Annotated in this window: 16 protein-coding genes and 1 pseudogene; 3 read left to right on the forward strand and 14 right to left on the reverse strand. The window is 49.3% G+C overall.

The features are described 5' to 3' along the window. Positions 1-13 precede the first annotated feature (13 nt). From traM to QGT73_RS11285, 14 genes are all read right to left on the reverse strand, one after another. Positions 14-1,189 carry a conjugative transposon protein TraM gene (gene traM / locus QGT73_RS11220; protein ID WP_280120673.1) on the reverse strand — a complete coding sequence of 392 codons (1,176 nt, stop codon included), beginning with the start codon at positions 1,187-1,189 and terminating at the stop codon, positions 14-16. Beyond that, positions 1,164-1,478, reverse strand: coding sequence for a TraL conjugative transposon family protein (locus QGT73_RS11225; RefSeq protein ID WP_280120672.1), 315 nt, complete (start codon positions 1,476-1,478; stop codon positions 1,164-1,166). Before QGT73_RS11225 ends, traM begins: the two co-directional genes overlap by 26 nt. Beyond that, complete coding sequence (gene traK / locus QGT73_RS11230; RefSeq protein ID WP_280120671.1) at positions 1,475-2,098, reverse strand: conjugative transposon protein TraK; 624 nt, start codon at positions 2,096-2,098, stop codon at positions 1,475-1,477. The genes QGT73_RS11225 and traK overlap by 4 nt, the downstream gene beginning before the upstream one ends. Before the next feature lie 7 nt (positions 2,099-2,105). Further along, a complete protein-coding gene (gene traJ, locus QGT73_RS11235; RefSeq protein ID WP_280120706.1) occupies positions 2,106-3,107 on the reverse strand; it encodes a conjugative transposon protein TraJ in 1,002 nt (333 codons plus the stop codon). 17 nt (positions 3,108-3,124) lie between these two features. After that, positions 3,125-3,763 carry a DUF4141 domain-containing protein gene (locus tag QGT73_RS11240; RefSeq protein WP_280120670.1) on the reverse strand — a complete coding sequence of 213 codons (639 nt, stop codon included), beginning with the start codon at positions 3,761-3,763 and terminating at the stop codon, positions 3,125-3,127. Between the two features lie 13 nt (positions 3,764-3,776). Beyond that, positions 3,777-4,124 carry a hypothetical protein gene (locus QGT73_RS11245; RefSeq protein WP_280120669.1) on the reverse strand — a complete coding sequence of 116 codons (348 nt, stop codon included), beginning with the start codon at positions 4,122-4,124 and terminating at the stop codon, positions 3,777-3,779. 126 nt (positions 4,125-4,250) lie between these two features. Beyond that, positions 4,251-4,385 carry a hypothetical protein gene (locus QGT73_RS11250; protein WP_280120668.1) on the reverse strand — a complete coding sequence of 45 codons (135 nt, stop codon included), beginning with the start codon at positions 4,383-4,385 and terminating at the stop codon, positions 4,251-4,253. Between the two features lie 181 nt (positions 4,386-4,566). Then, entirely contained in the window at positions 4,567-7,074 is a 2,508-nt protein-coding gene (locus QGT73_RS11255) for a TraG family conjugative transposon ATPase (RefSeq protein WP_280120666.1), read from the reverse strand. After that, positions 7,071-7,388: a DUF4133 domain-containing protein gene (locus QGT73_RS11260; RefSeq protein WP_280120665.1), complete on the reverse strand. Its 318-nt coding sequence runs from the start codon at positions 7,386-7,388 to the stop codon at positions 7,071-7,073. Before QGT73_RS11260 ends, QGT73_RS11255 begins: the two co-directional genes overlap by 4 nt. A gap of 12 nt (positions 7,389-7,400) precedes the next feature. Continuing rightward, complete coding sequence (locus QGT73_RS11265) at positions 7,401-7,730, reverse strand: DUF4134 domain-containing protein (RefSeq protein WP_280120664.1); 330 nt, start codon at positions 7,728-7,730, stop codon at positions 7,401-7,403. Positions 7,731-7,733: 3 nt separating this feature from the next. Further along, positions 7,734-8,567: a hypothetical protein gene (locus QGT73_RS11270; protein ID WP_280122489.1), complete on the reverse strand. Its 834-nt coding sequence runs from the start codon at positions 8,565-8,567 to the stop codon at positions 7,734-7,736. A gap of 5 nt (positions 8,568-8,572) precedes the next feature. Next, positions 8,573-9,139, reverse strand: coding sequence for a DUF3408 domain-containing protein (locus tag QGT73_RS11275; RefSeq protein ID WP_280120662.1), 567 nt, complete (start codon positions 9,137-9,139; stop codon positions 8,573-8,575). Further along, positions 9,136-9,579: a DUF3408 domain-containing protein gene (locus QGT73_RS11280; protein ID WP_280120661.1), complete on the reverse strand. Its 444-nt coding sequence runs from the start codon at positions 9,577-9,579 to the stop codon at positions 9,136-9,138. The genes QGT73_RS11275 and QGT73_RS11280 overlap by 4 nt, the downstream gene beginning before the upstream one ends. After that, a complete protein-coding gene (locus QGT73_RS11285) occupies positions 9,572-10,384 on the reverse strand; it encodes a ParA family protein (protein ID WP_280122490.1) in 813 nt (270 codons plus the stop codon). The genes QGT73_RS11280 and QGT73_RS11285 overlap by 8 nt, the downstream gene beginning before the upstream one ends. A gap of 1,186 nt (positions 10,385-11,570) precedes the next feature. Between QGT73_RS11285 and mobA the strand changes: the two genes are divergently transcribed. The 3 genes and pseudogenes from mobA to QGT73_RS11300 all read left to right on the forward strand — a co-directional run. Next, on the forward strand, positions 11,571-11,993 hold the full coding sequence (gene mobA, locus QGT73_RS11290) for a conjugal transfer protein MobA (protein ID WP_280120658.1): 423 nt from the start codon (positions 11,571-11,573) through the stop codon (positions 11,991-11,993). Continuing rightward, positions 11,972-13,327 carry a conjugal transfer protein MobB gene (gene mobB, locus QGT73_RS11295; RefSeq protein WP_280120657.1) on the forward strand — a complete coding sequence of 452 codons (1,356 nt, stop codon included), beginning with the start codon at positions 11,972-11,974 and terminating at the stop codon, positions 13,325-13,327. The genes mobA and mobB overlap by 22 nt, the downstream gene beginning before the upstream one ends. A 33-nt stretch (positions 13,328-13,360) precedes the next feature. Beyond that, positions 13,361-14,041 (forward strand): annotated as a pseudogene (locus QGT73_RS11300) (YWFCY domain-containing protein); the annotation flags it as partial. Between the last annotated feature and the right edge of the window lie 106 nt (positions 14,042-14,147).

Raw genomic sequence — 14,147 nt, forward strand, 5'->3', positions numbered from 1 at the left:
TGGGGTTGGTTGATTACTGCTCGTTCTGCTTGAGCATGATTTTGTAGCCGGATTTCAGATGTATCTTGGGTGTCCTCAACTTTTTATTAAGGTATTGAGAGACACCGTTGATGAGACCTTTGCCGACATCTGAGGCGAGCTGCGCACCGGCGTTGGTGGTCAGGTTGATGGAACTGCCCATCGTACTGCCCATGTTGGCGCCGATTTCATGGAGCGCATCGCTCTCCATAGAGTTGGGAATATTTATGCCTTCCTGACCGTCGGAGTCATAGACCGATAGGTCAACCTCCATGATACAGCCGAGAGCTTCGATAGACTCGACCTTGATTTCAAGACGCTCACCCTGCAACCGCGCCGCTCCCACCACGGTGGTATTCTTCGGCAACAGTGAGTTGCCTATCCACATAGGTTCGAGCGTGCGAAGCCTGACGCTCTGCCCGTCGGTAATAGACTGGTCAGAGGCTACACAGGCTGAAATGGTGTTCTTGAAATTCGTGCGCTTGGTTCCGACAGCGGTAGAGAACGCGCGGGCATTATCGGCTGAGGCACTGAGAGAAGACACGACATTGCGGTTCACCTGATTGACAGGCATGACCTTACGTTCCTTCTCCGGTTCATCGACAATCACTGCCTGCTGACCGCTGCCGGTCCCCAGATACTGAGCCGCAAGCTTATAGGACTGTTCCATAAGTTCCATCTCGTTGGGCTGCCGGACCTGTTGTTGCGCCATCAGGTTTTGTGCCTCCAACTCGTCGATACGGGCTTGAAGTTCCGCAACCTGCGTAGCTTCGGTGTTCTCCGGGATGAAGAAGTCATCGAGCGATGCCTGTACCTCCTGATATGCCAGATTTGAAGCCTCCACCATATTGGGTTGAGTATCTTTCCGCACTTTGGGAACAGAATCCACAAGCGGGATACTTTCGGCTGTCACATTGATTGTATCCTTCTGTGTTGCGTAGGCGTCTCGCTTGTCGCTGACAATCTCTTTCGCGTCAGGTTCCGGCATATTTTGGTTGAAACCGCTTGTCTGGGTAGCGGCTCCGTCGCCAAAACTGTCGAATATCAGCCACAGGATAATGCCTGTTGTAAGGAACATCGCAGGGAAAGCCACGAGATACTTCATCCGCATCTTCCGCTCCGCTTCGGTAGTGGGTCTTCTGAGTTTATTCCATAGCGTTTTCAGATCCATAGAAAATTTCCGGTGTTGGTTTGTCGCCCTTTTCGGGCATCGGCATCTGTTTTATGGTGCCGAAGTCGGGATTGCTATGCACCCCGTTATAGATGTTATAGATTGACTTACCGAAGACAAAGAGAGCGAGAAGGGCAAACAGTACGAAAGCCACAGCCACGACCCTGAACCGCTTCTGCGGGGGTATGTCGTCGCATTTGCGACGAACATACTCCACCGCGCTCTCTTTGCGGCTGGACACCTTATTATAAAGGAGTCCGATTTTCTCTTTCAGAGTTTTGAACTTCATTTCTTAATTGTCAGTATATCTTTGTTTTCAATTACGGTAAAGTTCTCGATGATGAATCCGTTTGGATTGTCGTCGGAGCGACCGGAGTTCTTCAACTTGCAGCTGCTTACCAGCGACCTTTCGGTGACATTGCTCTGGCGGATAATCATCTGCTTTGCGTAAGTCCTTACGTCATAGGGATAATTGGTGAAGTTTACCACCACGCTATCGACCTTCAGCACCTGATTGATATTGCCGGCGATAATGCGGTTGTAATATCCCTGTTCCGTGAAGTCCCGGTAGTAGTTGTAGGCACTTTTGTCGGCGAGCAACAGGGCACGGCTAACATTATGCTCGATGGCTGACTTTTCGGGCGAAAGCGTGAAGAACAGTTCATGGAAACGGCGCACGTGTTCGCGGGCTTCTGCCGGACGGTTCTGCTCCATATCCTGCGACAAGGCAAGCATCAGGGACTTGCCATTGTCGAGGACATAGATTTTCTCGCGTTGTTTTTCGGCGAAGTTCAGAGAGAGCACCACGGAGGCGACAGCCACCACAGCGCAAAGACTCACGAAGACAACTCCGAAAAGACGTATCTGCCGAAACGACGACTCGATGTTTTTCAGTGATTTGAATTCCATTTTCATATTACTTCAGAAGTTTTCCGACACGGCCTGCCACGTTACCAGCCGCAGATCCGGCGACACCTGCAATGGCTGAACCGCCCTGCATTCCCACGGAGTTGATATGTCTGCCATAAGCACCCATACCACCGCCAGCCTGAATAATCCAACCTGCCACAGTCGGGATTGTGAAATATCCTATGATACCTATAATCATAAATATCGTGTAGCAAGTATTTGAGCTATCGAGGTTTACATTGGGGTTGTTGGTCAACTCGGATATGTCGTTCTGGAGCATCAGAACCTGTATCTTCGCCAATATCGTCGAGAACAGGTCCGCCACCGGTAGCCATAGATATGTCTGTATGTATCGCTGAATCCACATCGTCATGGTTGACTGGAACCCATCCCACACCGATATGGCAAAGGCAATCGGTCCGAGTATCGCCAGGACTATGAGGAAGAATGTCCTTATCGTGTCGATGGTCAGCGATGCCGCCTGAAAGAGCATCTCCAGCAATTCCCGAAAGAAATTCTGGATTGCCTTCTTGACTTTATACATACCACGCTCGATATACATTCCTGCGGCGGTGCCAATTTCCGTCACTCCAAGCTCATCTATCTGCCGGTCAAACTCAGCGTCATCCACGAGGTAGGCTGTCGATGGGTCATTCATCATGGCCTCATACTCCAGCCGGTCTTTCTCCTCGCGGTAATGCTGCATGTCGAGAGTCTGACCTTCGAGCATCGTCGCCGTTCCCTGAACAATTGGCTGCATCACAGAATTGATGGTGCCGAGCACGATTGTCGGGAAGAACATGATGCACAGTCCGATGGCGAAAGGACGCAACAGAGGGAACACATCCACCGGCTCGGCGGCGGCAAGCGATTTCCAGATACGCACCGCCACATAGAACAGTGCGCCGAGTCCGGCTATCGCCTGAGCGACACCTGCCATGTCGCTGCACAGCGGCATCATCTCGTCATAGAGGGAGCGGAGGACAGTGTGCAGGTTGTCAAAATCTATCGCGCAAAGCATAGATGTTACCAGTATTTTTCAGAGCCGTCACCATAGAGGTTGATGACGCGCTGGGTATCAGCCTTCTTCTTTGCCCGCAGGTATGACACGGAGATGTTCTTGTTGGTGTAGTAGGCTGTAAGGTTCTTCAGCCTTTTCATCTCCTTGTAGCAGTCATCCACAACGTCCATACGGTCTTTGTCGGTCATCGAGAGAGTCGTGATATTGACTACCTGTTTCAGATCCGTCAGCACCCCGTTGGCTTCTTCAAGAATCCTCGTGTAGCCGGAGGCGATGGCGGAGAGCTCGGCACTTGTGAAGTTCGGGTCAGTCAGCATCTTCTGGAAGTTGTTGACGTAATATCCGGAGATATTGCCGAGCATCAGGATTGTCTGCTGTACCTTACGGGCGTCGCGTACAAGATTGTTTACCGATTGAAGGGCATCATAATACTTCTTCGCCTGCTGGTAAATTTTCACGGTTTCCTGAAAATTTTTCACCATGTTCGTTGCCGTCGTTGACTCCTGAACGAGTGACTTGGAGTTGTTTACGATACTCTGGGCGATGTTCGACGGGTCGATGACCGTCCACTGGGCAGAGGCTCGGTTTGCTCCAAAGAGCAGAACCATAGCCACCACCGCGATGATTGTTTTGAGATGTTTCATTCGCTTTTGGAATTTAGACATTGATGACATTGTTGTCAGACTCCTTGGGATTGATGCTCTGTGCATCTTCGTTTTTAAGTGCCACAGCACCCGAGTCATAGAGGAAGATGCCGAGTGGTGAGATGAACAGTTCCTCGCCACTTTCGGTGATACCGATTGTGAAGCGTCCGGTGACCGTGTCAAACGTAGCGAGACGGTCATTGCCGGTAGGTTGGAGGATATAGATTCTATCTTTTCCGAGATAGCCGTTTTCGCGCACCTTTACAGTAGCGATTCCCTTGACATCCGAGAAGGACATCGTGATGTTCTTATCTTCTGAATACCAGTAGCTGTGTTTCAGATTTTTCAGAAAGTTTTGCATGAATTGTTCTGATTGTTTTGAAGTTTGGAATGTTTTGTCTTGACGACATAGCCAGATTGTGAAAATTGTCTGAGCAACAATCACAATAAGCATGATTAGCCACATATCTTTTGGGGTTAATGGGTTTCAGTTGAGTTTTGAGGCAAAACCTCCGATTATCTTTACTCCCACATAAAGCAGGAGTAAAGGGAAAGTTATTAGAGCAAGGATGCCGACGAGTAAGCCGGCAAGTATCAGCCACAGGATATAAAGGACTTTCATAACGGTAGCCATTGAGCGAGATGATGAGCGATGTTTGAAAGGGTCTCTGCCACAAACGGTTTGGCAAATACCACCATTCTATATGCCGCTACAAACGCTACAGATAGAATGGCTATTCCAATGAGAAAAAGGATTGCCCCTATCAGCACTCCCAGTATCGGATGGAATATTTTGGGTATCTTCATATGACACCCGCCCTTCTCTCATTGGCGAGCAACCGTATTGCCGCCTCAACGCTGCCGCCGAGTTGGGCGGCTTTGTTCAACACCTGAATCTTCTCCGTTTCCTCGGTGGTGTAACAGAGATATTCCTCGGTAGATACCTCCGTGGCATATACGGCAGACTGCGTTCCGCCAAGTCCAATCCACACCTCTTTATAGAGTCGGTTGAGATTGTTCGCCATATTGATACTGAGTATCTGGCTTTTCTCCTTGTCGGTCAGACCGAGCAGTTCCTGAATCTGGTCGAAGCGGTTCATGTACTTGCGCTGGTCGAGGAGTATCTTGCAGTCGGAGTTGTTGATGATTGTCTCCTTGACAATCGGCGACGATATTATGTCATCAACCTCCTGAGTCACCACCACAGCCTCACCGAAGTATTTGCGGACAGTCTTGTAGAGGTACTTCATGTACTCCGCCATGTTAGCCGAGGACAGTGCCTTCCAAGCCTCCTCACAGATAAGGACCTTGCGTATTCCCTTGAGTCTCCGCATCTTGTTGATGAAAGCCTCCATGATGATGATTGTCACCACCGGGAACAACTCCTTGTTGTCTTTAATCGAATCTATCTCGAAGACAATGAAGCGTTTACCGAGTAGGTCGATGTTCTCCTTTGAGTTCAGAAGGAAGTCAAAGCGACCGCCATGGTAATACTGGCGCAGGGTCGTCAGGAAGTTGTCGATGTCGAAGTCCTGTTTGTAGATGGGAATAGGACGTTGTGCCATTTCAGCACGGTATTCGTCACGCATAAACTCGTAAAACGCATCGAAGCACGGGACGATATTTTTGTCCGCCCTCATCTTGTCAAGGAACATCGACAGAGCCGAGCCAAGCTCGCCACTCTCCGTTTTGGTCACTCTGTCGTCCTCTGACTTCCAGAGCGTCAGGAGCAGCGTCTTGATTGAGTCCTTTTTCTCCACATCGAAAATGCCGTCGTCCGTGTAGAACGGATTGAATGAAATCGGGTTATCATCGGTGTAGGTATAGTAGATACCATCCTCGCCGTGGGTACGGTTGTGGATGAAATTACTCAGACCTTCGTAGGAGTTACCGGTATCAATCAGCAGGATATGTGCCCCCTGTTCATAATACTGTCGGACAAGGTGGTTGGTGAAGAATGACTTGCCGGAGCCTGACGGACCAAGAATGAACTTGTTACGGTTGGTAGTGATACCGCGCTTCATCGGTTCATCCGAGATGTCAAGATGAATCGGCTTACCCGTGAGACGGTCAACCATCTTGATGCCAAAAGGCGAAAGACTGCTCCGGTAGTTGGTTTCGGCAGTAAAGAAGCACGCTGCTGGTTCGATGAACGTATAGAACGATTCTTCCGCAGGGAAATCAGCCTCGTTGCCAGGCATTGCCGACCAGAACAGTGTCGGGCAGTCGATGGTGTTGTGCCGAGGCATACAGCCCATAGTCGCCAACTGACCGCCGACATCATTCTTGATGCGTCGCAGTTCCTCTGTGTCATCGCTCCACGCCATCACGTTGAAGTGGGCCCGGACTGAAGTCAATCCGTAGGAATGTGCCTCATTGAGATAGCGGTCTATCCACTCACGGTTAATGGCATTGCTTCGGCTATACCGCGAAAGAGAGTTCATGTTCCTTGCCGTTTTCTCGAACTTCGCCAAGTTCTCGTCGTGGTCATCAATCAGTATATACTGATTGTAGATGTGGTTGCAGGGTAAGAGCAACCCGACGGGACTTGCAAACGAAAGACGGCAGTCGCTCCGGTCAGTCGATAACCGCTCATAACGGTTGTCTGTGCTGACCTTCGCAGGAAGATCATCCGTGTCGGAGAGAGTATGCAGACATAACATCTTGTCGCCAATCCTCATTTGTTGCGCCGATAAGTCTATGTCCTCTAAGCAGGTTACATCCTCCATCGAAAGGGACATATACTTCTCGATAAGTCCGGAAGTTTTGTCAGTACCGACCAACTCATCGTCACTCATGCGACGCAGCCGGATATAACCGGTGTCATTGATGATGCGCTCGAACTGCTCCACCGATTCCATGAACTTGACAATCATCTCGTGATTGAGTTCCTTCGGCGTCAACCGTCCACGGCAGAGCGTCGAGAAGTTGCTTTGCTGACGCGCCCTTTCCTTTGTTGTCTTGGTAAGGAAGAGGTAACACCGGTGGGACAGGTACGGACGCTCGTTGAAGTGGCGTTCAAATGAACGGTCGAGAAAAGAGAGGTCATCCTTCTGGAGTTCCGGCTTGTACCGCTCAGACACGAACCAGTCCTGTTTATGTACTACCGAGTAGTGAGGCAGGATCTTGATTGCCTTGCACCATGCTCCATGCATGGCTTCATACTCCTGCGAGGTGACGGTGAATAGTTCCGGCAGAGCAACCTCGAAAGCGACTGTAATGTCGGCATCCTTACTGATTATGCAACCATGTTCGACTGCGAGAAGCGGCAGCTTCGACTCCAGTGTTGTGGCTTTAAGTGTATTTCTCATTTTCGTCCTTTAATCAGTTTGTTAAGGCGCAGGCGGTTGATTATGTAGCGTGGATGATATTTCACAGCGGCTAATTTCATCAGACCGTGTTCGCCGTACTTGGCATTGAGATGGAAGGTGAGCCAGACAAGGGCTGAGGCGGCAGTTACACCGAACCCGATGCAGATCCATTGGGAAACGCCCGCGATATACATGATGACGAACACCACGAACAGGGCGAGCAATCCTCCTGCGAAGATGAACAGGTACTGCGCCTTCAGACCCTTGTACTCCACCGACCGTCCTATGCCTTTGTTAATTGCATACTCGGCCATTGGCTCAGATGATTAGAGGAAGAATGAGCGGAGGATGGTGGCGGCGACAATCAGGAAGATACACGCGCCGAACCACGATGCGGCAGTCTTGCTTGTGTCGGGGTCGCCGGAGCTGAACTTGCCATAGACCTTGACGCCGCCGATAAGACCGACAACGGCACCAATGGCATAGATGAGTTTCGTCCCTGGGTCGAAATAGCTGGAAATCACAGAGGTAGCCTCGTTGATGCCAGCCATGCCGTTACCGGCGGCGAAACACTGGGCGACAGATGCAACAGCGAAGAGTGCGAAGAGTGCGCGCTTGGCACCTGCCGAGCGCAGAATGTTTTTGAACTTTCTCATGTTTCAATTCTTGGACTGAGAGGGTTTGCGAAGAAATTCCATTCTGAATCGAGGTGCGGGAGCTTCTTTTGCCTCCGGCTCAATTACCGGTTCGGCTTTTGGCTCAGGCTTTTCCTCTTTCTGCTTTACCACCGGCTCTTTCTCCGGGACAGGTTCGGCAGTTGGTGTTTCAGATTCGGGTTCTTCCTGACGGAAAGCCTCGTCGTTCATCTCGACTTTCCGATGGCACTCATACAGTTTCTCCAGCAGAGCGTCGGGTAGACATCCGCTAAACTGTGTGCCGTCAACCGTCCTAAAAACATTCATTGCAAATTGCAATGCGCCAACGGGCTGTTGTTCGCCAGACTGCAAAATGTCTGACGCTTTTGTGATTGAATCGAAATCGACACCGCTTGCCAACGGATTGGGAGGGGCGACAGTGTTGTCCTCTCTTTCGAGCTGCGCCTCTTCATCACGGTGGTCTTCCCATGCCCGTGCCTCTCTTTCGGGAGACATTCGTTTGGGAGGTACCGAAGTTTCATCCTTCACATCAAATTCTGCATCTTTCTCATCCATCAGGGTTTCCACACAGTCCCTGATAGGTTTCACAACCTCTTCCATCATCGCCTTGAGGTCTGCCACAGAGAAATTGGACAGACCTACGGCATCATCGGCTATTGCCGGACTGATGGTTTGAGCTACTGATTCTTTTGTCTCCGTTACCGTGGACGGAGGCGGAGCGGGAGGCGCATCTTCGTTTTGCGGTTTTTCCGCAGGATACTGACCTCGTCGGTTCATATACTCGTTGAGCAGGACGACCACAATGGCCTGTGCCACGATAGCGCCGATGATATACATCCATATCATGCAGTGTTTCGTTTTGAATCGTTTGTCATCTCATTGATGAGATCGGCACAAGTGTCAAGGTGGTCAAGCAGGATTGCCTCTACATACGACCCCATTGTCGGGCGGTCGCCATCGACATCCAGCACGATTCTTTTCAGTCGCTTGCCGAGTTCGGCGGAGATATAAATCTCCCGCTCCTTACGGTTCACTTTGTCACCCATCAGGTATTTTGCCTGATACTTCTTGGCATTGAGCGAGATACCATCCATTGCCGTTGAATCGGTATCCGAAAGATAGGATGCGGCAGTAAGTTCTGCTATCAGTGTTTTCACATCCTCTTCTTCAAGATGATAGGCCACTATATTCTGGACATACATACCGACGGAGGCTTTATCGCCGCCGATATTAGTGACTATTCTCTTGAGTCGCTGCCATAGCGACAGAGTGCATCCTACATATTTGTAGGGTTTTAGAGAGTGTCCGGCGAAGAAGGTCTCTTGATACGAGCGTTTTACCTCGTCGGAATAGCCGGTGCCGTCAACATTGACTTCGGTACCGGGGTTCGCATTGGGAATTGCGGTCATTTGAATCTGTCAAGACTTTTCTGTTTGCGTTGGTCTATGAGACCTGCTATGTCTTTTCGATAAGTGGAAAAATGATGTTCAAGGATGTTCCACACATAATTGCCAATCGTCATATTTTTGCCCGTTTTGGATCTGATAGCCTGAACTATCTCTCGGAGGCAGATAAGATGGTCGATTGTCAGATAAACCTTCTCGGTCTTTTTATCATCCGTACCACCTCTTAAAAAGGTATCTACGAATGAATCCGGGAAAGGCTGCAACTTCTGTGTAGATGCCTTCGGCTTTTCAGCCGTAGAGCCTTCATCAACGCCTTTCGGACCCGTCATGGGTTCGGGTGCGACATCATTATCCATGGGAATATCCGCAAAATCGGGAGTTACGGGTTTATAGCCTGCAAGAAAATCTTCACCAAGTGGTACTTTGGAAATTTTCTTAGCCATTGCGTATTCCTGTCAGTTCCAGAAATTCTTCGGCAAGGTCATCTATTCCGCTTCCTTTGATTGTATAAGGTGATGGAGGAAAGACTGTGCTTCGGAAAACCTGGTGCTTCGGATTGCATGAGAGTTCCTTCTTGAAACGGACGCTTGCAGGTATGGTTGTCTTCATCGCTTCAAGGCCGATTGACTCCATGAACTCGTCGTAAGCTGTATAAAGGTCTGTGCGCTCTCTTGCGTCAACTTTGTTCCACAGAATCTTCACTCCTTTAAGGTTGCCATATCCCATCGTCATAAGACGGTCGTGGATAAACTGGCAATATCCAAGAGTGCTTTCTATATCATACTTGCAGGCTGTCATCGGACAGAATACATAGTCGCAGTTCGATATTATCTGTATAACATTAGGGTTGTTCATCGTACCGGGGAGGTCGAGGAACAGGACTTGTGTGTCATTCTCGCCATTGAGATACTGACGCACCCGGAACATGGTTTCTTCCAGAGGGATCTTCATAATGGCGTAAGGCTGAAGACCGGTTCGGGTCAACAATTCATGCGCCATCACTGCCAGATGCTCTGTCTCGCTCACGGTCTTTAACTCGCGGTTGCGTTCTCCTATAAGACTGTGCTGTGGCGAGTCACAATCCATGATTGCAACCTTGATGCCTTTCTCATAGTAGAGATAGCTGGCGAGTAACACCGTGAGGGTTGATTTGCCCACTCCTCCCTTCTGGTTGGAGAAGGCAACAACAATGGTGTTGCTCATCGGAATGTTTTTGAGGGTGAAACAATGGTCGGCAACATTTGCCACGACGTTTCGGCGACTGCCGAAATCGGGAGATACCATCCGCAGACGGTAGGTAGGACTATCAAAGTGTTGAACAATCGGACCAAGACAAAATGACCAGACAACACACAGTGCCGGATGCGGATCAAGCGATATAGCGGATTCATATCCAATCAGCTTGATAGCCCGCTATTGGGTCAACTATATGGACAGCCAAATGTATGGTCAACTGATTGCTTAACTAATCAGATAGCCCTATAACTGGTGAGTCAGATAACTGTTTAGCCAATCGGATAATCAGCCAACAAGTTAGATGGCTGGTTAGCTATATAGCCAATTAGCTATATGGCTAATTAACGGGATGGCGAATGAGCTGATTAGTCAGCCAACAGGAATATAGACCGGCATATTCCCATAAACTTCAATAGTTAGTCAGCTATCCGGTTAACTATCCGGAAAGTTATCTGTCTGATTAGCTGGATAATCAACATTATAGTTGGCGAGCCAACACATTATCCGGCCAATCAATGAATTAGTCAGTCAATTAGAAAACCAAGGGCTAAGACTGATTTTCAAGGATTTAACCTTGTGGTTGATGCCTCATAGCTTAGGGAGCGCGTGCTCCGGCTATTTCAGCGCGGCATTCTTGCCGAATATATGCCCGCCTATTATATGTATGCAGGCGGTAAACGGCGACCGCGTGCCCGCGTCATCCTTTCGGCCTGAACACGGGGGCTTGTCGATCATTTACGCTGCAAAGTTAAGGGCATTTCATCAGTCATTCCAAATTATTTCGGGGGTGTTCCGTGATATTCCGTTTTGGTTCCGTTCTTTTCCGCGACGGGGGCGCGGCAGCCCCTTCAAATGGCAGTAACTTTGCATCGTGCAACAGAGATAAAAAATCATGCTATCGCACACACCTTTATTATACGCCTGATGAAGACCGGCATCAAGGCAGAAAAACACAGGCTTGCCAGCCACTATATATTATATATAAGGTGTCTCATTCTTCCAGGTTACATCGTGTTCAACGGAACACAGCAAGGTGTCCGAAGAGTAACTCTTCGGATTTCGGGTAACTCCCGTTCCCACGAAATAACCTTGCCCGTGTGGGACATGGGAACACTCCAAAGTCGTGTTCCCCGGAAGATGCCTGCGGCGCATGAAAAGATAATCGCGTTGCGATAACAATCTCAAAAATCCCCAGAAAATGAAAGAATCATCAAAAGCGGGGCGTCGTCTGACGTCCTCCCCGTGTACGCATTGCGTCATGGTCCGGTTCGATGACATCGAATGGGACAATCTTTTACGAATGATGGAGAAGGCTGATGAAACATTCAAGGCTGTTTTCATCAAAAAATTTCTGTTCGGCAAGCCATTCAAGGTGCTTGTAACAGACAAATCGCTGGCTGTTTACTGCGCCAAGCTCTCGGAGTTTTTCGCCCAGTTCCGCACATTGGGCGTAAACTACAACCTTATAGTGAAAGAGCTGCGCACGGAGTTCAGTGAAAAGAAAGCGATGCAATATCTCTACAAACTTGAAAAGGCCACCATAGAGATGGCTAAAATCTTGGCTGAGGTCAAGGCTCTCACCGTCAAGTATGATGAGGTATGGTCGCAAAAATCTCTATAGGCAGCAGTCTATACGGAGCACTTGCCTATAACGGAGAGAAAATAAACGAGGAACACGGACGTGTATTGGGTGCCAATAAGATTGTGTTGCCGGCAGACGGCAATATAAATATTGGTGCGATGGCGGAGAACTTCAAGGCTTTTATGCCAAAGATGGGCAGGACAAAGAAGCCTGTTCTCCATATCTCACTCAATCCGCATCCCGATGACAGGCTCACGGATCAGGATTTTGAAATCCTTGCCCGCGAGTATCTCGACAAGCTCGGTTTCGGCGAACAGCCATACATTATATATAAGCACGAGGATATTGACCGGCATCATATCCATATAGTTACGGTCAATGTCAACGAGCAGGGCAAGCGTCTCGACCAGTCTTTCCTGTTCCGCAGGAGCAAGAAGATTACCAACGAACTTGAAGAGAAATACGGACTCCACAAGGCACAGCGGGAAAAGGTATCACCCGATACTCCCATTACCAAGATTGATCCAAACGGCGACATCAAGCGTCAGGTTCAGAATACCGTCAAATTGGTTGGTATGCGCTGGCAGTTCCAGAGCATAGGCGAATATAACGCCATACTCGGACTGTATAATGTCAAATGCGAATTGACCGACGGCAAGGTCAATGGCCGCGAATATCACGGTCTGGTCTATTTCGCAACCGATGACAACGGCAATACCATTGCCACGCCTTTGAAAGCCTCACGCCTCGGCAAATTTGCAAGCAGAACAGCCATCGAGAACAAATTTGAGCGCGACAAGGACAGAATCGACATTAAGCCGACTAAGCGACTGGTATCGGATGCTATGGCGGCCGCCACCGGAAAGGACGACTTCATTGCCAGACTCAAAGAGAAAGGCATAGACCTCGTGCTACGGTACAACGATGACGGTAGATTGTATGGCGCCACATACGTTGACCATAACAATCATGTCTCGCTTAACGGCTCCCGTCTCGGCAGAGAGTTTTCTGCAAATGCCCTTCACCTTTGGTTCAACGACCCGGCGGCAAAACCCTTGGTTCAGCCTCAGCCACGTCAGACTCAGGGACAGCAGATACCACATCCCAATGGCGGTCAGCAGTCTCAGTCAACTGGCAGTCAACAGCAATCCTCGGGCCCGGCTCCGAATCAGCAGACACAATCAGGTTCTCAGACCCAGCAACCTCAGCCAAGCCAACAGCGTCAGACTTCATCAAATTCTTACGACTTCGATTTCGACCCGGTATTGCCGGGACTCGGACTATTCCAGACTGGACCGGACTTCGATCCTGCGGAAGAAGCCTTCGCTCGTCGTGCGCGTAAGAAGAAAAAGAAGAAAGGACGCGGATTGTAAAAGTCATTCACCCTCAAAACAAACCGATAAACAATGTCCCAACAAGAAGATGATCTCAGGGCACTGGCGAAAATCATGGATTTTCTCCGTGCCACAAGCATCGTTCTGGTCATAATCAATATCTATTGGTTTTGCCCGGAACTACACCCGACTAACCCAGACGGTTTCTTTACCGTCGTCGATAAGGTGCTGAACGGTTTCGACCGTTCATGCCACCTGTTCAGATCTCAATATACCTCCAAATGGTTTGCACTCCTCCTTCTCGCTCTGTCATGTTTCGGCACAAGAGGAGTAAAGAACGAGGATATAACATGGCGCACCATCTGGATATTCCTCGGCATCGGCGTCGTATTATATTTCATGCCGAAGTTCCACTACACCTTATATATAATGTGTAGCGCAGCCGGATTCATCTGCCTGCTTATGGCGGGCAACTGGATGAGCCGATTGCTGAAGAACAATCTGATGAACGACGTATTCAACAATGAAAACGAGTCCTTCCAACAGGAGACACGCAAAATCAAGAATGAATACTCGATAAACCTCCCCACCAGATTCTACTATAAGAAGAAGTGGAATGATGGATGGATAAACGTGGTCAACCCCTTTAGGGCGACAATCGTGCTGGGCACACCCGGTTCGGGAAAGTCGTATGCGGTCGTGAACAACTTCCTCAAACAACAGATAGAGAAAGGCTTTGCTTTGTACTGTTACGGTGCGCCAGTCAAGGTAGTGTCTTAATAGTCCCTTTGGCAAGGATTAGGCAAGTGTTCTTTGAAAATGACCTATCATCACCGACTTATCTGTCCAACGAAAGACG

Origin of the sequence: Duncaniella muricolitica (assembly GCF_910574735.1) — a bacterium.
GTDB classification, from domain to species: Bacteria; Bacteroidota; Bacteroidia; order Bacteroidales; family Muribaculaceae; genus Duncaniella; species Duncaniella muricolitica.